At 64.4% G+C, this 18,306-nt stretch carries 27 protein-coding genes and 1 tRNA gene; 15 read left to right on the top strand and 13 right to left on the bottom strand.

All coding sequences use genetic code 11. From position 1 onward, the window contains the following. A complete protein-coding gene (locus ACQR0U_RS14605; protein WP_006609130.1) occupies positions 1-282 on the bottom strand; it encodes an acyl carrier protein in 282 nt (93 codons plus the stop codon). 217 nt (positions 283-499) lie between these two features. After that, positions 500-850 (bottom strand): hypothetical protein, encoded by a 351-nt coding sequence (locus ACQR0U_RS14600; RefSeq protein WP_315714489.1) that lies wholly within the window; start codon positions 848-850, stop codon positions 500-502. Positions 851-1,087: 237 nt separating this feature from the next. Between ACQR0U_RS14600 and ACQR0U_RS14595 the strand changes: the two genes are divergently transcribed. Next, entirely contained in the window at positions 1,088-1,714 is a 627-nt protein-coding gene (locus ACQR0U_RS14595) for a ParB-like protein (RefSeq protein ID WP_315714488.1), read from the top strand. A gap of 5 nt (positions 1,715-1,719) precedes the next feature. Here the strand turns inward: ACQR0U_RS14595 and ACQR0U_RS14590 are convergent, their stop codons facing one another. Further along, positions 1,720-2,304, bottom strand: a complete 585-nt coding sequence (locus tag ACQR0U_RS14590) for a peroxidase-related enzyme (RefSeq protein WP_315714487.1) — start codon at positions 2,302-2,304, stop codon at positions 1,720-1,722. Between the two features lie 159 nt (positions 2,305-2,463). Next, the gene (locus tag ACQR0U_RS14585; protein WP_315767553.1) at positions 2,464-4,218 is read right to left on the bottom strand and encodes an ATP-binding protein; all 1,755 of its coding nucleotides are present in this window, start codon (positions 4,216-4,218) and stop codon (positions 2,464-2,466) included. A gap of 479 nt (positions 4,219-4,697) precedes the next feature. Between ACQR0U_RS14585 and ACQR0U_RS14580 the strand changes: the two genes are divergently transcribed. Both ACQR0U_RS14580 and hpaD read left to right on the top strand, forming a co-directional pair. Beyond that, a complete protein-coding gene (locus tag ACQR0U_RS14580; protein ID WP_315714485.1) occupies positions 4,698-5,219 on the top strand; it encodes an Hsp20/alpha crystallin family protein in 522 nt (173 codons plus the stop codon). A 169-nt stretch (positions 5,220-5,388) separates the two neighbouring features. Beyond that, complete coding sequence (gene hpaD, locus ACQR0U_RS14575) at positions 5,389-6,306, top strand: 3,4-dihydroxyphenylacetate 2,3-dioxygenase (RefSeq protein WP_315714484.1); 918 nt, start codon at positions 5,389-5,391, stop codon at positions 6,304-6,306. A gap of 6 nt (positions 6,307-6,312) precedes the next feature. Here hpaD and ACQR0U_RS14570 read toward each other — a convergent pair whose 3' ends face one another. Then, positions 6,313-6,489 carry a hypothetical protein gene (locus ACQR0U_RS14570; RefSeq protein WP_316172358.1) on the bottom strand — a complete coding sequence of 59 codons (177 nt, stop codon included), beginning with the start codon at positions 6,487-6,489 and terminating at the stop codon, positions 6,313-6,315. On the opposite strand from ACQR0U_RS14570, the gene ACQR0U_RS14565 reads away from it, so the two are divergent. Further along, the gene (locus ACQR0U_RS14565; protein WP_315714482.1) at positions 6,489-7,007 is read left to right on the top strand and encodes a hypothetical protein; all 519 of its coding nucleotides are present in this window, start codon (positions 6,489-6,491) and stop codon (positions 7,005-7,007) included. The two genes, ACQR0U_RS14570 and ACQR0U_RS14565, sit on opposite strands and share 1 nt — an antisense overlap. A 72-nt stretch (positions 7,008-7,079) precedes the next feature. Here the strand turns inward: ACQR0U_RS14565 and ACQR0U_RS14560 are convergent, their stop codons facing one another. Next, positions 7,080-7,238, bottom strand: coding sequence for a hypothetical protein (locus ACQR0U_RS14560; RefSeq protein ID WP_315714481.1), 159 nt, complete (start codon positions 7,236-7,238; stop codon positions 7,080-7,082). A 112-nt stretch (positions 7,239-7,350) separates the two neighbouring features. Between ACQR0U_RS14560 and ACQR0U_RS14555 the strand changes: the two genes are divergently transcribed. After that, the gene (locus ACQR0U_RS14555) at positions 7,351-7,791 is read left to right on the top strand and encodes a hypothetical protein (RefSeq protein WP_315714480.1); all 441 of its coding nucleotides are present in this window, start codon (positions 7,351-7,353) and stop codon (positions 7,789-7,791) included. On the opposite strand, the gene ACQR0U_RS14550 is transcribed toward ACQR0U_RS14555, so the two are convergent. Continuing rightward, on the bottom strand, positions 7,696-9,924 hold the full coding sequence (locus tag ACQR0U_RS14550) for a tetratricopeptide repeat protein (RefSeq protein WP_434843429.1): 2,229 nt from the start codon (positions 9,922-9,924) through the stop codon (positions 7,696-7,698). The two genes, ACQR0U_RS14555 and ACQR0U_RS14550, sit on opposite strands and share 96 nt — an antisense overlap. Positions 9,925-10,156: 232 nt before the next feature. After that, a tRNA-Gln gene (locus ACQR0U_RS14545) sits at positions 10,157-10,230 on the bottom strand. Positions 10,231-10,467: 237 nt separating this feature from the next. On the opposite strand from ACQR0U_RS14545, the gene ACQR0U_RS14540 reads away from it, so the two are divergent. After that, positions 10,468-10,710: a hypothetical protein gene (locus tag ACQR0U_RS14540; RefSeq protein WP_434843428.1), complete on the top strand. Its 243-nt coding sequence runs from the start codon at positions 10,468-10,470 to the stop codon at positions 10,708-10,710. On the opposite strand, the gene ACQR0U_RS14535 is transcribed toward ACQR0U_RS14540, so the two are convergent. From ACQR0U_RS14535 to ACQR0U_RS14520, 4 genes are read right to left on the bottom strand one after another with little or no spacing between them, the layout of a single operon-like run. Further along, positions 10,707-11,879, bottom strand: a complete 1,173-nt coding sequence (locus ACQR0U_RS14535) for a hypothetical protein (protein WP_434843427.1) — start codon at positions 11,877-11,879, stop codon at positions 10,707-10,709. The genes ACQR0U_RS14540 and ACQR0U_RS14535 overlap by 4 nt on opposite strands. Then, positions 11,866-12,159: a hypothetical protein gene (locus ACQR0U_RS14530; RefSeq protein ID WP_434843426.1), complete on the bottom strand. Its 294-nt coding sequence runs from the start codon at positions 12,157-12,159 to the stop codon at positions 11,866-11,868. The genes ACQR0U_RS14535 and ACQR0U_RS14530 overlap by 14 nt, the downstream gene beginning before the upstream one ends. A 10-nt stretch (positions 12,160-12,169) precedes the next feature. Continuing rightward, entirely contained in the window at positions 12,170-12,565 is a 396-nt protein-coding gene (locus tag ACQR0U_RS14525; RefSeq protein ID WP_434843425.1) for a helix-turn-helix domain-containing protein, read from the bottom strand. A gap of 32 nt (positions 12,566-12,597) precedes the next feature. After that, positions 12,598-12,924, bottom strand: a complete 327-nt coding sequence (locus ACQR0U_RS14520; RefSeq protein WP_316196805.1) for a hypothetical protein — start codon at positions 12,922-12,924, stop codon at positions 12,598-12,600. Positions 12,925-13,015: 91 nt separating this feature from the next. Between ACQR0U_RS14520 and ACQR0U_RS14515 the strand changes: the two genes are divergently transcribed. Next, complete coding sequence (locus ACQR0U_RS14515) at positions 13,016-13,747, top strand: hypothetical protein (protein WP_434843423.1); 732 nt, start codon at positions 13,016-13,018, stop codon at positions 13,745-13,747. On the opposite strand, the gene ACQR0U_RS14510 is transcribed toward ACQR0U_RS14515, so the two are convergent. After that, positions 13,710-14,015, bottom strand: a complete 306-nt coding sequence (locus ACQR0U_RS14510; RefSeq protein ID WP_316158496.1) for a helix-turn-helix domain-containing protein — start codon at positions 14,013-14,015, stop codon at positions 13,710-13,712. The two genes, ACQR0U_RS14515 and ACQR0U_RS14510, sit on opposite strands and share 38 nt — an antisense overlap. A gap of 393 nt (positions 14,016-14,408) precedes the next feature. Here ACQR0U_RS14510 and ACQR0U_RS14505 point away from each other — a divergent pair, with 393 nt between their 5' ends. The 8 genes from ACQR0U_RS14505 to ACQR0U_RS14470 are packed head-to-tail and all read left to right on the top strand — an operon-like array spanning position 14,409 to position 18,296. Next, positions 14,409-14,720, top strand: a complete 312-nt coding sequence (locus ACQR0U_RS14505) for a hypothetical protein (protein ID WP_316158495.1) — start codon at positions 14,409-14,411, stop codon at positions 14,718-14,720. Positions 14,721-14,723: 3 nt separating this feature from the next. Then, entirely contained in the window at positions 14,724-14,951 is a 228-nt protein-coding gene (locus ACQR0U_RS14500) for a hypothetical protein (RefSeq protein ID WP_434843422.1), read from the top strand. After that, the gene (locus ACQR0U_RS14495) at positions 14,948-15,421 is read left to right on the top strand and encodes a DUF2312 domain-containing protein (RefSeq protein WP_434843421.1); all 474 of its coding nucleotides are present in this window, start codon (positions 14,948-14,950) and stop codon (positions 15,419-15,421) included. The genes ACQR0U_RS14500 and ACQR0U_RS14495 overlap by 4 nt, the downstream gene beginning before the upstream one ends. Continuing rightward, positions 15,418-15,906 carry an HNH endonuclease gene (locus ACQR0U_RS14490; protein ID WP_434843420.1) on the top strand — a complete coding sequence of 163 codons (489 nt, stop codon included), beginning with the start codon at positions 15,418-15,420 and terminating at the stop codon, positions 15,904-15,906. Before ACQR0U_RS14495 ends, ACQR0U_RS14490 begins: the two co-directional genes overlap by 4 nt. Next, positions 15,903-16,271: an ABC transporter permease gene (locus ACQR0U_RS14485; protein ID WP_434843419.1), complete on the top strand. Its 369-nt coding sequence runs from the start codon at positions 15,903-15,905 to the stop codon at positions 16,269-16,271. Before ACQR0U_RS14490 ends, ACQR0U_RS14485 begins: the two co-directional genes overlap by 4 nt. Further along, complete coding sequence (locus ACQR0U_RS14480; protein ID WP_434843418.1) at positions 16,268-17,719, top strand: MT-A70 family methyltransferase; 1,452 nt, start codon at positions 16,268-16,270, stop codon at positions 17,717-17,719. Before ACQR0U_RS14485 ends, ACQR0U_RS14480 begins: the two co-directional genes overlap by 4 nt. Continuing rightward, the gene (locus ACQR0U_RS14475) at positions 17,716-18,081 is read left to right on the top strand and encodes a DUF7768 domain-containing protein (RefSeq protein ID WP_434843417.1); all 366 of its coding nucleotides are present in this window, start codon (positions 17,716-17,718) and stop codon (positions 18,079-18,081) included. The genes ACQR0U_RS14480 and ACQR0U_RS14475 overlap by 4 nt, the downstream gene beginning before the upstream one ends. Next, entirely contained in the window at positions 18,078-18,296 is a 219-nt protein-coding gene (locus ACQR0U_RS14470) for a hypothetical protein (protein ID WP_434843416.1), read from the top strand. Before ACQR0U_RS14475 ends, ACQR0U_RS14470 begins: the two co-directional genes overlap by 4 nt. Positions 18,297-18,306: the final 10 nt, after the last annotated feature.

Genomic DNA, 18,306 nt, shown 5'->3' with positions numbered 1-18,306 from the left:
TCACGCGCCCTTGGCGGCGACCAGCTCGTCGATGCGGGCGCACAGGTTCTTCAGCACGAAATACTGCTCGGTGCTGGCTTTGCCGTCGTTGACTTCCTGCGTCCACTTCTCGAGCGGCAGCTTGATCCCGAAGGCCTTGTCGATCGCAAATGCGATGTCGAGGAAATCGAGGCTGTCGATGCCCAGATCGTCGATGGCATGGCTATCCGGCGTGATCGTGTCGCGCGGGATGTCGCAGGTTTCAGCGATGATCGTGGCGACCTGATCGAATGTTGAGGACATCACTAAGCCTTTGATATTTTGGAGCTAATCCGGTAGGTGGCGACGGGAGGACACCGCGCCCCCGGGGCCGTCTGATGCGAGCCCTTCTACCCCCGTCGCCCGGGAGTCGTGTGCCCGTATATCGGAGCGACGCGGTGAGTTCAATGGAGCCGGACACGGCGGTTGTGGCGGGATTGTGATGCCTCGTCGGCCGCGGCAGCCGCGTCCAGCAGGGGGATCAGGGCGTGTAGGTCTCGGTGATGATGCGGGCGCAGTCGCGCCGTCCGGTCAGCAGGCAGTCCTGGGTCTTGCGCAGGTCGGCAATGCTCATCGCCAGCCAGATGCCGATCGCGGTCAACGCGACCGTGAAGGCGATGGCGGCGATGTTGGCCAGGATGCGGTGACGGAAGTCATCGGGCTCCTCGCGGGGCTGCTCATACCGGGAGAGATCGAGTGTCGGCCGCTCGCCCCGATGCAGCTGAATCGGCGGACTGCCGCCCTCGGTGACGCGCCGCACCGGACTGCTGCGCGGCCGGAACGGCACCACGCGATGCTCTTCCTCCGCTGCAATGGGGCGCTGGGACTTCATGCCTCGACTCCGATGGTCCTTTCTAGCACGCAGGCCCGACCTCTCACAAAGAAACTTTGCCATAATTGAGCTGCATCAGCAAAGCATCTCGCTCCTCGAATGCATCCAATCGGCGCCCGCTCCGCGGGTGATTGGAACCTGCCGCGGCCGGTCCGAACGGCGTCGCAGCTACGGGCAGATGCGCTGGAACGGCTCGGCAGGCGTGGCATAATGCTGATCATCCCCCGGAGCCCAGCCATGGCCAATACCCGCGAGCCGCTGCTTCATCCCGTGCCGATCCTGTCCCTGCGCCCGACGCAGATGACCGTGGGCATGCGCGAGGTGAAGGAGAAACGCGAGCGCTGGCGCGAGCACAAGTCGAAGAAGAAGCAGGCCGAGCTGCTCGGCAAGCACATGATCCCGGTGGTGCTTGGTCCCGATGAGCGGCACTACGTCGTCGACCACCATCACCTCGCCCGCGCGCTCCATGACGAGGGCGTCAAGGACGTGCTGGTCACGGTGATCGGCGACCTCTCGATGGTCGATCGCGAGGCGTTCTGGGGCGTGATGGACAACAAGCGCTGGGTCTATCCTTACGACGCCAAGGGCGAGCGGCGGCATTTCAAGGACCTGCCGAAGTCCGTCGCGAATCTGAAGGACGATCCCTTCCGCAGCCTGGCCGGCGAGCTGCGCCGCGCCGGCGGCTTTGCCAAGGACACGACGCCGTTCAGCGAGTTCCTATGGGCCGACTTCCTGCGCCGCAAGGTCAAGCGCAAGACGGTGGAGACCCATTTCGCCGCCGCCATGGAGCACGCGCTGGCGGCCGCAAAGAGCCACGACGCGGTGTATCTGCCCGGCTGGTGCGGGCCGGCGTCGGACGACTGATCGTCTCACTTGGTCTTCGGCAGCCGCCCCATCAGGTAGAATTCGTCGTTGGGCCGCATGCCCGTGACATTCGCGATCCGGTTCGACAGCGCGAAGAACGCCGCGATCGCGGCGATGTCCCAAATGTCGTCGTCGCCGAAGCCGTGGCCGGCCAGCGCCTTGAAATCGGCATCCCCGACCGTTTGCGCCTCGAGCGCCACCTTCATCGCGAAATCGAGCATCGCCCGCTGCCGTGGCGTGATGTCGGCCTTGCGGTAGTTGATCGCGATCTGGTCGGCGATCAGGGGATTCTTGGCGCGGATGCGCAGGATCGCGCCGTGCGCGATCACGCAATACTGGCACTGGTTGGCGCTCGAGGTCGCGACCACGATCATCTCGCGCTCGGCCTTGGTCAGCCCGCCGTCCTTCTCCATCAGCGCGTCGTGATACGCAAAGAACGCGCGGAACTCGTCCGGCCGGTGCGCAAGTGTCAGGAACACGTTGGGCACGAAGCCGCTCTTCTCCTGCACGCCGAGCAGGCGGGTGCGGATGTCGTCCGGCAGCGCATCGATTGCGGGGACGGGGAAGCGGCTGATGGCGGGCTGGGTCATGGCAACGGGTCCGGCATGCGTGGCAGGGGGCGAACCTTAGTCGATCGCGGCGCAGGCGCAACGGTCCAGCTCGGTCCATCACCCGCCAGTGGTGGAGCGCCCGCAACGCCTCCTCGGCAGCCGTCGTCGATCGGGATTTGAGGAGGGCCGCCGCCGGCTTTAGCGCAGCGGCTTCTTCAGCAGCGAGAAGCGGTCCGGGTCGAGGCCCATCGACGGCTGCAGCATTGGCGCGTCCAGCGAGGCGGACAGGCTGCCGCGATCTCCGAGGTTGCCGGCGCCGCTGTCGCCGCTCGACGCGTCCCGGCTCGAGGTCGCTCCGCGCCAGCGCTCCAGCACGGCACTGACGAAATGCATGTCATGTCCGGCATTCACCGAGCGGACGGTGGCGATCGTCGCCTCGCTGCGCGGCAATTGATGCAGCGGCACCTCCTTGAAGCGCAGCCGGGTCGGCAGCGCGACGCCTTCGCCGAACGCCAGCACCTCGCGGGTGCCGAGCGAGGGAACGAAGGAGAGCAGGTTGGCGGCGGCATCCGACACCGCCGAACGCAGCAGCGACTGGTCGCGCTCGTTGGCGAGCCGCATCGTGAACAGCGTGTTGCACTGGGAGATGATGGTGGCGTCGAGCTCGGCCGGCCGCTGGGTGATCAGGCCGAGATAGACGCCGTATTTCCGGCCTTCCTTGGCGATGCGCGAGATCGCCTTGCGGGTCGGGCCGAAGCCGATCGAGCGGTCGGCCGAGGCGTAGCGGTGCGCTTCCTCGCAGACGAACAGCAGCGGCGAGACGCCGTCGCTCCACAGGCCGAAATCGAACGCCATGCGGCACACGACCGAGACCACGGAATCGACCACCTCGGCCGGGAAGCCGGCGAGCTGCATGACCGTCATCGGCCGGCCGTTGGCCGGCAGGCGGAACAGGTGGCTGATGACCTCGGCCATGGTGTCGCCGCCGACATTGGCGTTGTCGAACATGAAGGCGTAGCGCGGGTCGTTGCGTACCGTCTCGATCCGCGAGATCAGCTTGTGATAGATGATGCGCGAGGAGCGGTTCTCGAGCTTGCCCATGCGCTCGTCGATCAGGTTGATCAGGTCGACGAGGCGGTAGGGCACCGGCGTATCGACGGTGTAGCCGACGGTCTTCGGGTCGATGCGCTTGAGCCCGATGCGGTCCGTGTTCTGGTATTGGGTGTAGATGCCCTTCGCCAGCGGGATCACTTCGGCCAGGATGTCGAGCTCTTCCGGCACGCCCGGTCGGCCGCCGAACAGGACGTCGACGATCTCCTCGAAATTGAACAGCCAAAACGGCAGCTTCAGGTTGCGCGGGTTCAGCACCAGCGCCTTTTCACCAAAGCAGCGGCCATATTCGTTGTGGACGTCGAGGAGGAAGATGCGCAGGTTCGGCCGCGCCTTCAGGATCTCGTTGAGCAGCAGCGACACGCCGGTCGATTTGCCGACGCCGGTCGAACCGAGCACGGCGAAGTGCTTCGACAGCATTTCCTCGACATTGACACAGGCGCGCACGGAGGTGTCCTGCTGCAGCGCGCCGATGTCGATGTGGTCGCCGGCGGTCGGCGTGTAGATCGTGCGCAGCTCCTCGCTCGTGATCATGTCGACGGCGTCGCCGATGGTCGGGTAGTGGGTGACGCCGCGCTGGAACTTGGGCCGCTCGGCCGGTCCGAGAATCTCGCCGAGCAGGTCTACCGAAGCCGTCGCGACGTATTCGTTGGCACGCGAGAGGTCCTCGCTGGTCACCTCGGTGATGATCGCAATGATCGTGGCGCTCGGGCAGCGAATGCTGATGAAACGGCCGACTGTCGCGCGGATATCGGAGGCGTTCATCTGCTGTGTCGACAGAATGCCGACGCGGGCCTGGGAGCCCCGCACCGAGATCACGCGTCCGAAGGATGTCACGGTCATGAAACCTGTGGTGAATTGTTGAATTGACACCTTCTCTGCTGGGACTGGAAAATTTGTTAAGCGGGCAACGTTTGTGACTGCGCCGCCCGCCCAGCCCGGTGGTCGGAGGGTCGCGCGGGGCGTTGCGATCGCACCTCCTCAATGGGACCTAAGGCCTTGCACTGTAAGGCTTTCTCAATCCTTTCCTCAAGCGTCGCGCGAACCGTTCGGGTTAACGTCCGGTTCACCATCTCCAAGGCTCTTCCTGAACGGCTCTTCGGCTGTGGAGGCCCCGGCGCCGAAAGAAACCTGGAGGGGCTGCCGCGCCGATCCGAACCTCCAGCCGCTCAGCGATTTGATCGCAATCAATCTGGAACCCGGGCGTGCCGGCTATATTTTTCCCGTCAAGCGCGAGGGAGCGGATGCCGGCCGATCAACGAAATCGGTCGCGCCCATGCCGTTGCGGACCCGATCCTCGCGTGAAGCAGGAGGATGATGTTATGGCTGAACCTACCAAGCTGCCCGTCAACACCGAGAAGGCAGGTGCGCCATCCATGCAGGGATGGCGGCCGTTCGAGAACCTGCGCCGCGAGATCGATCGCGTGTTCGAGGACTTCCACGGCGGGATCTGGCGCACGCCGTCGCTGTTCGACCAACTGCCGGGCCTGGCCCGCGCACGGTCCTTTGCCGTGGCGCCGGCGGTCGACGTCGCCGAGCACGACAATGCCTACGAGGTCACCGCTGAGCTGCCCGGCCTCGACGAGAAGAACGTCGAGGTGAAGGTTGCGAGCGGCGTGCTCTCGATCAAGGGCGAGAAGCAGGAGGACAAGGAGGAGAAGAAGAAGGACTATTACGTCCGTGAGCGCAGCTTCGGCTCGTTCGAACGCTCCTTCCAGATCCCCGACGGCGTCGACACCGACAAGATCGAGGCCGTGTTCAAGCAGGGCGTGCTCAAGGTCACCCTGCCGAAGAAGCCCGAGGTACAGAAGGCCGCCAAGACCATCGACATCAAGGCGGCGTGACCGCATCTCGTGGCTGTCCGTCCCATGATCATGGGACAGACGATGGATCGGACACCAAGGAAGGGCCGCGCGTGCGGCCCTTTTTTTCGCGGAGCTGCAGGGGTAATCTGCCTTCCAAGCAAACGGTCGGCGATGCCGGCCGGGGAACGACCGGAAGGGAGACGAGAGGATGGGCAAGCTCGCACTGGCGGCCAAGATCACGCACGTGCCGTCGATGTATCTCAGCGAGCTGGATGGTCCGGCCAAGGGCAAGCGACAGTCGGCGATCGACGGTCATATCGAGATCGGCCGGCGCTGCCGCGAGGCCGGCGTCGACACCATCGTCGTGTTCGACACCCATTGGCTGGTCAATGCCGGCTACCACATCAATTGCGCGCCGCATTTCGAGGGGCTCTACACCTCGAACGAGCTGCCGCACTTCATCGCCAACATGACCTATGAATACGACGGCAACCCGGAGCTGGGCCACATCCTCGCCGAGGGCGCCAACGCCCATGGCGTTGCCACCATGGCCCACGATGCGACGTCGCTGGCGCTGGAATACGGCACCTTGGTGCCGATGCGCTACATGAACCCCGACCGCCACTTCAAGGTCGTCTCCGTCTCGGCGCTGTGCACCTCGCATTATCTCGCCGACAGCGCCAAGCTCGGCTGGGCCTTCCGCCGCGCGGTCGAGGATCATTACGACGGCACGGTGGCCTTCTTCGCCTCGGGCTCGCTGAGCCATCGCTTTGCCCAGAACGGCACCGCCGACGAGTATCGCGACCGGATGTTCAGCCCGTTCCTGGAGCGGCTCGACCATGAGGTGATCCAGATGTGGGAGCACGGCGAGTGGCCGGATTTCTGCGACATGTTGCCGGAATATGCCAGCAAGGGCCATGGCGAGGGCTTCATGCACGATACGGCCATGCTGCTCGGCGCGCTCGGCTGGAACCACTACGACCGCGGCGTCGAGGTGGTGACGCCGTTCTTCCCGTCATCGGGGACGGGCCAGATCAACGCGGTGTTTCCGGTCTCGCCGATGCCGCATGTGCTCGACGACGTCGGCCGGCCGCGCGCCGCCGCACTCGCGGGCGGTCGGCTGTAGCGCCTCTCACCAGACCTCCGGATGCCGGAGCACCTCGATGATGTCCTCGGGATAGATCTGATCGGCGGTCGCCGTGAGCTCGGCTGGTCGCCGCCATTTGCTCGGTGTTGAATGCTCGGTGTTGAACCGCCGCGTCGGCCGCGCGACCAATGCGGGACGGATCGGAGGCCGGTGACCGTTCAATGCTGACGAGAATTCTGCTGCTGACCGCGATGCTCATCGCGCCGGGCATTGCCACTGCGCAGGCGCCGCATCGCGAAGCCTGCAACGTCGAGGCCGACGTCACCGACCGCGATCCGAATGGTGCCAATGTCCGTGCCGAGCCTGGCGGCAGCATCGTCGAGGTCCTGAAAAATCCGACCAGCGATGGCTGGATCGTCGTGCATCTCGTCGCGCAGCAAGGCGACTGGTTCGAGATCGACCGGGCCATGCTGAACGACGTCGATCAGGGCAAGGAGACCGTGATCTTTCAGGGCAGGGGCTTCCTGCATCGGAGCATCGTCGGCGCCGGCGGCCTGCAGAACGGCGCGGCGATCTACCGCGATCACGCCACGTCGAGCGCGAAGCTCGACCCGCATGCGAGCGGTGACCAGTCGGTCGAGCTGCTCGGCTGCTTTGGCGACTTCGCCAAGATCCGCGTCAAGAAGGGCATCGGCTGGACCCGGCAGCTCTGCACCAACATGGTGACGACCTGCTCGTGACAGCGTGCGCTCGCCGAGCTCCGTAGCGGGCAGCCCGTTGACCATGGCTGCGTTGCAGGTCGTCGCGCCTGCTCAGGCCGCGCGCTGCTGGTGCTGCGACAGCCGCTCGCGCTCGCGCCGGCACCCGGCCGCGAATTGGCGCAGCCGCTCGATCGTCAGCGCGTCGGTGATGCTCCGCTCGAGCCGCTCGGCCCGCTCGATCTGATCGTCGAGGTCCATCAGCTTGGTCATGTCCCGTCTCCCTGGCCAGACAATTTGAAGCAAATTGCATCGTTCCGGCCGGATGAGGATCGTGGTGAATGACGGGTTAATTCCGTGATCGGGCGCACGCTTTCAGGATCGCATGCACGCCGATTTCCGGTCGGCCGTGATGCCGGATCTGTACAAGATCCATGAGTTCGCCCTCGCGGCAACGGAGGAGTGCCAGCTCGTGATGCGGCACGGCCGGCAGCACATGATCCTCGGCCTCCCGTCGTCGGACGATTGGCAATGGTTCCATACGCCGCGCCCCGATGCCCTCGACCTCGGCCAGCGCATGCTCGAGCTGTTCGAGCAGTCGATGGCCCGGACGATTGTCGCGGGCACAAGTGCTGGACCGGTCGGAATAGTATCTGGCATGGGTCGAGCAACGCACCGGCGCGAGGCTGTGCCGGCCCGGTCGGTCCTGATCCAATCAAAACAGGAAACGCTAGCGGATCGGCGCTTGCCGGCAATAATCGCGCCAGAACGTCCGGTATCCCTGTTCCACATGCTGCGTGTAGAGCGCGCCGTTGCCGGCCGCTGAATGCGAGACCATGGCCGGCAGTTCGGCGCGGAGCGCCGCAAGTTCGGCAGGCCGTGAGCAGAATTTCAGCGCGATCGCGAGATAGCCGTCGTCGTCTTCGGCGACCCACGCGTCGAGGCCCACCGCCTTCACGATCGCGCCGCCTGCGCGAGCCGCGGGGCCGCTGCCGAGCTTGGTGACCACAGGCACGCCCATCTGCAGCGATTCCCAGGTCGAGATGCCCCCATTCTGTGGGAACGGATCGAGCGAGATGTCGATCTCGGCGAACATCGAAAGATGCTCCTGGCGCGTCGTCTTTCCTGCACAACGGACGCGGTTCGCGGCAATGCCGTGAGCGACGAAGCGCGCAACCAATCGGTCGCGCAGCAGGGGATCGCCCATCGAGTGGTTCTTGACCACGATGATGGAGCCGGGTGTTGCCGTCATCAGCTTCGACCAGAGTTCGATGGTCGGCTCGGACATCTTGTCGATGCGATTGAACGCGCCGAAGGTGACGTGGCCGTTACGAAGCATTGGCAGCGGCGATGGCGGAATGGGGGGCGCCGGTTCGATCGTGATCAGCGATGGCAGATCGTAGATCCTTTCGGCAAACAGATGCCGGACCGCGGTCGGAATCGCTACCGGATCGGCCAGCAGATAATCCATGACGGGCAGGCCGGTCCCGGTGACGCTGCCGACGGCCGAGACCTGAACCGGGGCGGGCTTGCGCGCAAACATCGTGAGCCGGTGGCCGGCGGAATGCCCCGAGAGGTCGACGAGGATATCGACCTTGTCGGCCTGAATCTGATCGGCGAGCTTGTCGTCGCCCCACAGCGAGGCGTCGACAAAGCGATCGACCAGCGAGCGGCACAGGTCGGTCTTGGCATCCTTCATAGGCGAACAGGAATACGCAAGGATTTCGAACTTCGCGCGATCGTGATGGCGCAGGATGGGCAGGAAGGCAAAGGCCGCTGAATGGTCGCGGAAATCGGACGAGACGTAGCCGACGACAAGCCGACGGTCGGGGTCGATGTTTCGCACGCCGAGCGAGCGGCGCTCCAACCGCGAGCCGATCGCCTCCCACCAATATCTCCGCGCTTCCTGAAGACGTTCCACTCCGGTGTCGGGCAGGAAATCCAGCGCGAAGATCTTCTTGGTAATCGCGTCCTCGTGGTTTGGCCTGATCGCGAGAGCCCGGTCGTAGTGTTCGATTGCCGTGGCGGTGTCGCCCTGCGCCGCAGCGCAGACGCCGAGCAGAGTCCAGGCGATCTCCGAGGCCGGGTTCTGTGCCAGCACCTTGTTGATGACGGAGATCGCCAGCGCGATGTTGCCATTGACGAGCGCGACCGTGGCCTTGCCGCAAAGAGCTTCTTCCAGCAGCGGCTCGAGGGCGAGCGCGGCGTCAAAATCGGCCTCCGCCTGGTCGAACTTGCCCAACTCCTGATACGCCCGGCCGCGCTGGGCGAGCACGGCGGCAGCCTTCGGATTGATCGCCAGCGCCGCATTCAGCGCCGCCAGCGCGGAATCGAAATCCCGCAGGTTCATGCTGGCCACGCCCTTGCCGAACAGGGCCGTCAGCAACCGCGGCTGCAGCGCCAGCGCGCGATCGAAGTTCTGACCGGCCTCGTCGTTGCGGCTCGTGAACAGCAGCGCCATGCCGCGATTGGCGTAGGCCTCGGCATAGTCGGGCTTCAGGGCAATGGCGCGGTCATGCGCCGATATTGCCTCCTCGAAACGGAAGAGGCTCATCAGCGCATTGCCGAGATGAGTGAGCGCGGTCGGGAAGTTCGGCCTGAGCGCGATGGCGCGCTCGAATCGGGCGCGAGCGTCCTCGTGACGGCCGAGCCGAGACAGCGACAGGCCGAGATCGGACTGGGCGTCGGCCGAGCGCGGGTCGATCTCGGTCGCCCGTGTCAGGACGCGCACCGCCTGGTCGAAGCGGCCGCAGTCCCGTTCGGACACGCCGAGCAGATGCAGGGCGCCGAAATGGTGCGGCAGGTCCTGCAGGATCTGCTGGCACAGCGCCTGAGCCTCCTGATGCCGGCTTTCGCGGTAGGCTTTGACCGCCGCCGGCAACAGCACGTCCGCCTGTTTCTTGGCCCGCTTTTGCAGCCTTGCGTTCTGGAAGGCGCGGGAGCCGACGCTGCTTTGCAAGTGTTTTCCTCCACGGGACCGGTCCATTGCTCGCAATGGTTGTTCCGTTCTCGCCGATTCGCAATGAGCAGACGTTAACGCGCGGGACCGCGTGCCGAAGGGGTGGTGGACGCCGCAGCGTGTCCGCGCCTTGGGGATGGATCTCGTGCCCGAGGCAAAAACGACCCCGATGCTTCTCAGATCACGAGGATGAGGCTGTCGTGCTTTCAGGCCGTCGCGGCAGTGATCAAGCTGGCTGGGGAACCTGGATTCGAACCAAGACAAACAGAGTCAGAGTCTGTTGTGCTACCGTTACACCATTCCCCACCGAAGGTGTTGATATTTCAACACTTTTTTCGGAAGTTTTGCAATCGGGGCCAGAAGTTTTGCAAATCACCCCGTCGGCGGAGGTCATATAACCGGGCCAGCGTTCTCGGTCTAGCCCATTCTTCTTGGAAGAAAACTGTGGACATGTTGCAGCTGCCCCCCACTTGCTTAGAAAGCGCAGAGAGAGGGGGGGGGCCCAAGCAAATGCTTACCGTAATTCGTGAAGGGTACCAGAGCGTGTACGAGAACACGCCGGCTCGAAAGGAATATCAGGCCGGCGTAAGAGCTGAATTTTTCCAAACTGGAGCTGCAGGCACGGTGGTGATTGGATTCGCGACCAATCCGGACGGAGAGCGCAGGCAAAGCTATCGCGTCTACGTCACGCCAAGCGATTTCGAAGAGATAGTTCGAGAGATGATGAAGGCTGACCCAAAGCAAACCATCAGAGCTTTTGGTGTGGCTCTGAAGGATTTTGCCTAATCGCCGTTGCTGATGATCCTTAGCCGCCGCTGACCGTCGGCCGCGACCTTCATCTGGTCCTTGAAGCGCATGTAATGCTCGACGTTCTGGCGGGACATGCCGATGTCGTTGGCGATCTGGTCGACCTCGTAGCCCAGCTCCGCGCGGGCAAGAATGCCGGTGCCGCGCAGGCCGTGGATCGTCGGATGGTCGGCATCCTCCGGGTCGATGTCCCACTCGTACTTTTTGACCTGGCCGGCGACCCATTCCTTCCAGCGGCGGCAGAGCTGTTTGCCTTCCGATGTGCCTTCCAGCCAGCGGCCCCATCGCGCCCGCAGGCCGTCCGGGGTGTATTGCGCGCCCTTCGGCGAATAGAGGTAGAGGTCTTCCCGGAAGCGCTCGATCGGCTTGAGCCAGCGCGTGTTCGTGAATTTCATGGGCGTCTCGGCCCAGCGATCGATCTCGATCGCGTCGACGGCCGCAAGCGGGATATGGAACGCGCGGCGGCGCTTCCGGGTCTTCTTTGGCCGGCACCAGAGCCCGTTGCGGTCGCGATGCTCTGGTCCCATGCGGATCAGGTCGCTGCCGCGCTGGCATGTCATGATGCCGAGCCGGGTCATCCGGACCAGGTCCGGCCACGCGTGCGCCTGGACGTCATCGACGATCCAGTCGGGCCAGGGCACATGGCCTCGGTCGGGAATGTCGAAGTCTCTGACCTTTTCGAAAGGGTTTGCCTCCGCAAGGCCGAGCGGGATCGCCCAATCGAAGATGGTCCGTCCAACCGATAGCATCTGGTTTGCCATCACCGGGGTGGCCTTCATCGCATCGCGCGCCGTCTGCACCACAAACGGCGTCAGATCCCGCACGCGCGCCGCGCCTTGCTCCTCCATTCGGCGCATCGTCACTTCGTAGTTCGTGCGAGTGCCGTCGGCCAGGCGCTTGAACTCGTCGCTGGCGCGATAGCGTGAGATGAGATCGCCGATCGATCCCGCGGGAAATCCCGTCCGAATGGAGGCTTGGCGCCGCTCGACCTCGGTCCAGAACGCCCGTGGCTCGGTCTCAGCGTTCGGCAGCTTGATGCGCTCGCCCTCGCGGTCGGTGCCGCGTCCGGGGTTCCAATAGTAGTAGGTGTAGGCCTTGCCGTTCTTCTTGCGAACGGTGACCTTTTCGACACCCTCAGGCAGCGCCACTCCGCTTTCCCTTCTTCTTGCCAAAGCTCGCTGCCCACTGCATGGCGTCGACGACGGGCGCCGTCGTATCGGTGCCGCGCAGTCTACGATCGACGTCCTCCCAACGCCAGCGGGGCGTTCCCGGCGGGAATGAGGGGGAGGGCGGCGGCAAACGGCCGTCTTTGACCCATTGGTCCCAGGTGGCCGGCGAGACCAATAACTCGGCCGCACCCGTTTCCCTCGTGACGTAGGCCGGGGTCCGATCGCCCCGGAGCAGGTTTTCTGTCTTGCGGATCGTCATTCCGCCGTCCTCATCGTCCGAGATCCCGCGCCAGCGACTCGGTGAGCCTGACGAGCGTCGCGCGGGTGCTGTCGGGGATCTGCGCAAACGCCTTGGCGATGCGCACGCCTTCCGGCGAGGTGATGAACTTGTCGACGATCGCATCGTCCGGTGCCGCGTCCTTGGCCGCGAACAGGAAGGGAAGATCGACCTGCAACGCGGCGGCGATGGCGGCAAGCCGCGATCCGCGGATGCCGTTGGTGCCCTTCTCGTACTTCTGGATCTGCTGAAACGTGACGCCGACGGCGTTCGCCAGATCGGTCTGGCTCATGCCCAGTTCGAGGCGGCGCATGCGAATGCGCCTGCCGATCTTCGCATCAGTCTCGGTCGTTGAGCGGGGCTTCTTGATGGTGGCGCTCTTCGGCATCGCTGTCTCTCGATGTGGTGGTTGGGATCGGTTCATCGTCCGCGCGTAGCGGCTTGCTCCGCGGCGGTCGCGGTGACTTCGGCCTGCGGCCTGGCAAGCCACACGCTGGCGAGTGCGATGGCCTCCGCGAGCAGCACATGGACGTCGATGAGGTTGTGCCCTCTCGCGAGCAGCAGCCGCCGTGAATCTCCCGCGTCGCTGCACTCGCGCGCTGCGTAGAGGTCACGTGCCATGTTCTCGAGTTCGGCCCGGCGACGCTCCTCGGCGCTCATCAGCGGGCCGTCGATCAGGAAGGTGACCTTGCCGCGGATAGCCGCGCGCGCGAGGTCGTCGGCCGGAAGAAATTCCGCCGAAGGCAAATTGATTAACCCGGTCCTCGATTGTTGCGGACTATCCCCGCAATCCCCTGGCGATCGATGTTGTTCGAGGTCAACACGATCAAAAACGACATTGGGCCCCGATGTAATCAAAATCTTCACCTCAAGCCGCTTGCTTGTCGATTACACCTTGCGTGTAACAAACTATCGTAATTACACGCAAGGTGTATTTATGGCTGAGGATATGGAAATGCTGAAAAAGTTGGTTGCTACAACTGACAATGTGCGCCGATCTGCGATGCAGATTGCCGTACAACTGCCTGAAAATGTTGATGAAGCGCGCGCAACCCTGGCGGAGGCGCAAGACCTGCTGGAGAACTTTCTGGTGCGTGTGCCGCCGGAGGCCGCGCAACTCGGCGAGAGCGATCAGGTGGTGTCGCTCCCGGCGGCAAGAACCTCCGTCGCCGGCGCAAGCTGCAGCGGTGCGTTGTCTCCCTTAGGGGCAGGAAGGTCCGCATTGGCAACGGTCGCGCTGATGGCCGCCTTTACGCCGGCGGCCATGGGTCTGGCCTGGCTTGCGGGTGTCGCAGCCGTTTCTGGATGGATGTTTTCGGCTGGTATTATTTTGACGTCGCTGGTATTTGGGTCTGGTTGCGGCGCCATCTTCGCGGTGTGCGCTGCTATTGCGCACGGCTACATCCTTGCGGCCTTGTCCAGTGGATTCAGCTTTCCCGGCGCTGCCGAGGTTGTTGCAACGGTAGGCTTCTTTGGTCTCGCGCTGGTCCTGCCGCCGCTCGTGCGCCGCTTGGAGGCCCTTCGGCTCTGGATTAGTTCTTTCGGTCGATCTGTTCCTGCAGGCCGTTGATGATGTTGACCGGAAGGCCGGCGGCGATGCCGCGATAGATCCAATCTAACGAAACGCCGGTTACTTTGCAGACACGAAGGGCTTGGTCGAGGGAGATCCGTCGCAAGCCCCGTTCATAATTGTTCCAGGCCTGCTGCTGAATGCCGACCAAGCGACAGAACATCGCTTGGTTGAGCTTCATGGCCTCGCGGGTGCGGCGTAGTCGCCGGCCGATTTCAACGATTTCGTCTGCCATCTTGTTGGGAAAGATGCTCAAAATGCCGGACATTGCATAACAACCGTTTGTACGATTTTGAAATTACACTTGGTGTGTAGTATTTTGAGGGCATGCTTGATTCGCCCCCCAAACAGCTCCATTCGGCGGCCGAAGTCATCGACGCGCTGGGAGGTACCCGCAAGGCGGCCCTTCTTGCGGGCTATAGCCGCCAAAATCCGATTACGAACGCCCGCGCTCGAGGGAACCTTCCCTATTCGACGTTCCTGATTTTCTCCCGTGCGCTAGCAGAACGTGGGCTCGCGGCATCTCCAGCCCTCTGGGGTATCAAGCCCGCTCCCTCCGAGGGGGAGAGGCGCGATGGTCAATAGCCTAGCATTGGAGCCGGCCTCAAAAAGGCGAAACCGCGCCGATGCGGGTCAAATCCCGCAGGAATGCGGGTGGTTCTTGCCTGTCGCCCTGGAGCTGAAGCGGATTTTCGGCCGCAAGTGTCCGCGCGAGATCGTGGCACGGACGGGATGCGACATCTCGACGGCCGAGCGCTGGCTTGGCGGCCACACTTCGCCGAGCGGCGAAGCGTTGGCGCGGCTGCTGCGCTCCGACATCGGCGACCGCGTGCATGACGCGCTGATCGAAGGCGTGCAGGCGCCCTGGGCCAAGAGCGTGCGCAGCGTGCGCGAGATCGCGCGCCTCCGTCAGCAACAGAACGACACGGCGCGGCGGCTGGCCGCGCTCGAAAGCAATCTCAGGGAAGGGTGAGGCATGCCGGGCGAAGAAGCCGAGATCGACAGCGAGCAAGTCTGTTCGCTGCAGTATGTGTTGGAGCTGTCGGTCTGCGAGGACCTTTCGGTGCGGGTGCGCATCCGCGGCGCCGACGGCCGGACGCTCGCGGACATCGCGACGACGCCGAAGCGCGCGCTGAGGATCGCCGGCCTGTTCAAGCTGGCGGCCGAACGCGCCGACCCGTCGCTGGGGAAGGTGCCGGCATGAGCGGCCTCGCCACCACCGAAACCCGCGAGGAGCTCAAATCCTACATCGAGCGCATCGAGCGCCTGGTGCAGGAGATCGTCGATCTCAGGGACGAACAGAAGGTGCTGTTCGCCGAGGCGAAGGCCAAGGGCTACGATACCAAGTCGATGCGCCGCATCATCAAGCGGCGGCAGAAGGATCCGAACGAGCTGGCCGAGGCCGAGTCGGTCGACGACATCTACATGCACGCTCTCGGCATGATGGTTGAGCATCCGCTGCACGTCCAGGTGCGGCGGTTGACGCAGGATGGTGTCGGCCGCGAGCAGGTGATCGAAGCGCTGCAGCTCCTGATCCCGGTCAATGGCGAGATCATCGCCAGCGTCGGCGGCGTGCCAATGCGGCTGTGGCGCACGGCCGACGGCCAATCCTTCGCCGAGGAATATGTGCCGCCGCTGTTCCAGGACTTCATGAACAAGCGGAAGGCCTCATGATCCGCGCTGACGTCACCGAGGCGCGCCGGCGGATCGAGATCGAGACGGTTGATCTGATCAACCTGAGCTGGACGCCGTGGCGGCGGATCATGCTCTCGGCGCGCGACAACATCTGGTGCCTGGTCGATGCCGAAGATCATAGCTGGTTGTCAGAGACGATCTGGAACGTGTCGTGGGGCTCGCGAACGCCTTGGCAGAAATATGCCAAGCGCAACGTCGGGCCGTCGCGCGCAACCCTGCGGATGCACCGTGAGATCATGATCGAGGCCGAGCCGCGCTCGGATCGCTTCATGGCGAGCCACTACGTCGACCACATCAACGGCCAGACGCTCGACAATCGCCGCGCCAATCTGCGCTGGGCAACGCACAAGCAGAATTGCAGCAATCGTTTCCGGCGCGATGAGATCCCGCCGCTCGACGGCATCGTTCGCGACCTGGTCGCGGCGCTCGGCCCAGTGCGGCAATTGGAGGAGGTGCCGTTTTGACCGACATCGTCATTCCCTCAGGCATCGGCTTGACACCGCGGATGGCCGAAGCGTTGCGGGCGATCACCGAGCATGTGGCCTTGCATGGCGTGATGCCGTCCCGGCGCTTGCTCGCGGCCAAGCTCGGCTGCAATCCGAACAATGCCAACCGCCTGATCCATTCGTTGATCGAGCGTGGCGAGTTGAGCGCCATGACGTCCGGCGGCCCGCTGTCCGGCTTCGGTCACCAAGGCGTCGCGGTATTCGTGCCGGCGCATGTCGCCGCGACGCTGGCCGCCTTTTGCCTGGTGCATGGCGAGAAGCTCACGGCGGTCACGGCCGACGCGATCACGCTGCATATCGACCAAGTGGTGGGGCAGCCGTGACGTTGTCCGTTCACCCCTATGCCGACCTGTTTCCGCTGATCGAAGGGCAGGAGTTCTACGACTTCGCGGAAGACATCCGGGTCACCGGATTGGCCGATCGGATCGACCTGCTCGACGGCGCCATCCTCGATGGTCGCAACCGCTATCGCGCCCTGGTCTGGATCATGTCGACCGGTGAGCCGCTCGGTGACGGCTGGGGAGCGGTCGATCTGCACGGCAAGCCGCTGCCCTTGGGGCAGCTCGATCCGGCGACCAGCCATCTCTTCAAGCGCTTCGATCCGGGGACGGACGGCGATCCGCTCGACTACGTCCTGTCGAAGAACTTCCGGCGCCGGCATCTGACCGACGACCAGCGCCGCATGGTCGGCGCCAAGCTCGTTACCTTGAAGCAGGGGCGCCCGGCGGAATGTTCGCAAATTGCGAACATTAGCCGCGACCAGGCGGCAAGGATGACGCAATCGGACGTCGCCGGCATCGATCGTGCGCGCGCGGTCATTGCGCATGCGGCGCCGGAGATTTCGCAAGCGGTCGAGCAGGGCAGGGTGTCGGTTGCGGCTGCGGCCGAGATCGCGGCGCAGCCGGCCGCGCGGCAGGCGGCGATCGTCGCCAGCCTGCCGCGCGATGCCGAGGGACGGTTGACGCCGGAAACCAAGAAGGCGCTGGCGCCGGTTATCCGTGAAATCCGCAAAGAGAAGATCGAGGCCAAGCGGGAGCGGCGGGCTGAGCGGGAGGCGGAGCAGGGCCGCAAGATCCAGGCGCTGCCGGACAGATACGGCATCGCGATCGAAGATTTCGAATGGGATCATGAGGCCTGGTCGCGCGAGACCGGGACCGAGCGGCATCCCTCGATGCACTACGAAACGGCCGAGGATGCGCATACGCCTGAGGAGATCGTCACGCGCTGCGCCGAGCGCTTCGCCTGTCTCGCCGACGATTGCATCCTGTTCAAGTGGACCACGGGGCCGCATCTCGCCATCGCGATCAAGGTGATGGAGCTTCAAGGATTCCGCTACGTCACCAATCTCGTCTGGAACAAGCAGCGCAGCGGCAATGCGCGCGGTCCCGGCTATTGGTTCACCGGCGAGCACGAGATCGTCCTGGTCGGTGTGCGCGGCAAGGTGGTGCCGCCGGCCACCGCGCATTTCCGCAGCACCTTCTCGGCGCCGGTCGGCGCGCACAGCGAGAAGCCCGACAATCTGCACGAGATCGTCGAACTGCACTGGCCGAACACGCCGAAGGTGGAGTTCAACGCCCGTCGCGCGCGTCCGGGCTGGGCCGTGTGGGGCAACCAGGCGCCGGCAGCGCAGGTGCAGCCGATCGTGGCTGAGACCTTGCCACTTCCGCCGAAACCGCCTGTGAGCCGACCGCGCGCCGAAGCGTTGGCCGATGGGCTCGACATTCCGGCATTCCTGCGGCGAACCGCCCAATCATCCGGGCTCAAGGCATGACCGACATTCCACGTCATCAAACGCTCGCGCCGCGACAGATGCGCCGCGTGATCCTGGAATCGCCCTATGCCGGCGACATCGCGGGCAACCTCGCGTATGCGCGCGCCTGCCTGCGGGATGCGCTGCTGCGCGGCGAGGCGCCGCTCGCCTCGCATCTGCTCTACACGCAACCGGCCGTGCTCGACGACAACGATGCGCGCGAACGCGCGCACGGCATCAACGCCGGGCACGCCTGGCTGCACCTCGCCGACGCCGTGGTCGTCTATGTCGACCGCGGCATCTCGGAAGGCATGGCGGCCGGCATTCGCATGGCCGAGTTCATCGGCGTGCCGATCGAATATCGCCGCGGGATCATCTCATGAATTCGCCGCGCCATCGCTGGGGCGACAAGGTCCGCTTCATCAACAAGACTGAGCAGCAATGTCTCCGCTGCGAGGTCGTGAAGGTCGGGCGCCAGGAATGGCAGGGCGACCGGCCGATCTACTGGACCGAATATTGGCGCGAGCTGGAGCGGATCGATCGCGCCGGCAAGACGCCGGCTTGCAGCCCTGAGGAGGCGTCGGCTTGCGGACGCTGAATTTGCTCGT

It is taken from the genome of Bradyrhizobium sp. HKCCYLRH3097 (assembly GCF_051167875.1).
Classification (GTDB): Bacteria; Pseudomonadota; Alphaproteobacteria; order Rhizobiales; family Xanthobacteraceae; genus Bradyrhizobium.
The sequence above is the reverse complement of the archived record's forward strand: the minus strand, read 5'-3'. Positions and strand labels throughout refer to the sequence as shown.

What these genes read in the sequence shown, in the direction of transcription:
- ACQR0U_RS14605 (WP_006609130.1), bottom strand. Translation starts at nt 282, where the DNA reads ATGTCCTCAACATTCGATCAGGTCGCCACGATCATCGCTGAAACCTGC.
- ACQR0U_RS14600 (WP_315714489.1), bottom strand. Translation starts at nt 850, where the DNA reads ATGAAGTCCCAGCGCCCCATTGCAGCGGAGGAAGAGCATCGCGTGGTG.
- ACQR0U_RS14595 (WP_315714488.1), top strand. Translation starts at nt 1,088, where the DNA reads ATGGCCAATACCCGCGAGCCGCTGCTTCATCCCGTGCCGATCCTGTCC.
- ACQR0U_RS14590 (WP_315714487.1), bottom strand. Translation starts at nt 2,304, where the DNA reads ATGACCCAGCCCGCCATCAGCCGCTTCCCCGTCCCCGCAATCGATGCG.
- ACQR0U_RS14585 (WP_315767553.1), bottom strand. Translation starts at nt 4,218, where the DNA reads ATGACCGTGACATCCTTCGGACGCGTGATCTCGGTGCGGGGCTCCCAG.
- ACQR0U_RS14580 (WP_315714485.1), top strand. Translation starts at nt 4,698, where the DNA reads ATGGCTGAACCTACCAAGCTGCCCGTCAACACCGAGAAGGCAGGTGCG.
- hpaD (WP_315714484.1), top strand. Translation starts at nt 5,389, where the DNA reads ATGGGCAAGCTCGCACTGGCGGCCAAGATCACGCACGTGCCGTCGATG.
- ACQR0U_RS14565 (WP_315714482.1), top strand. Translation starts at nt 6,489, where the DNA reads ATGCTGACGAGAATTCTGCTGCTGACCGCGATGCTCATCGCGCCGGGC.
- ACQR0U_RS14560 (WP_315714481.1), bottom strand. Translation starts at nt 7,238, where the DNA reads ATGACCAAGCTGATGGACCTCGACGATCAGATCGAGCGGGCCGAGCGG.
- ACQR0U_RS14555 (WP_315714480.1), top strand. Translation starts at nt 7,351, where the DNA reads ATGCACGCCGATTTCCGGTCGGCCGTGATGCCGGATCTGTACAAGATC.
- ACQR0U_RS14530 (WP_434843426.1), bottom strand. Translation starts at nt 12,159, where the DNA reads ATGACGATCCGCAAGACAGAAAACCTGCTCCGGGGCGATCGGACCCCG.
- ACQR0U_RS14525 (WP_434843425.1), bottom strand. Translation starts at nt 12,565, where the DNA reads ATGCCGAAGAGCGCCACCATCAAGAAGCCCCGCTCAACGACCGAGACT.
- ACQR0U_RS14510 (WP_316158496.1), bottom strand. Translation starts at nt 14,015, where the DNA reads ATGTCCGGCATTTTGAGCATCTTTCCCAACAAGATGGCAGACGAAATC.
- ACQR0U_RS14500 (WP_434843422.1), top strand. Translation starts at nt 14,724, where the DNA reads ATGCCGGGCGAAGAAGCCGAGATCGACAGCGAGCAAGTCTGTTCGCTG.
- ACQR0U_RS14495 (WP_434843421.1), top strand. Translation starts at nt 14,948, where the DNA reads ATGAGCGGCCTCGCCACCACCGAAACCCGCGAGGAGCTCAAATCCTAC.
- ACQR0U_RS14490 (WP_434843420.1), top strand. Translation starts at nt 15,418, where the DNA reads ATGATCCGCGCTGACGTCACCGAGGCGCGCCGGCGGATCGAGATCGAG.
- ACQR0U_RS14475 (WP_434843417.1), top strand. Translation starts at nt 17,716, where the DNA reads ATGACCGACATTCCACGTCATCAAACGCTCGCGCCGCGACAGATGCGC.
- ACQR0U_RS14470 (WP_434843416.1), top strand. Translation starts at nt 18,078, where the DNA reads ATGAATTCGCCGCGCCATCGCTGGGGCGACAAGGTCCGCTTCATCAAC.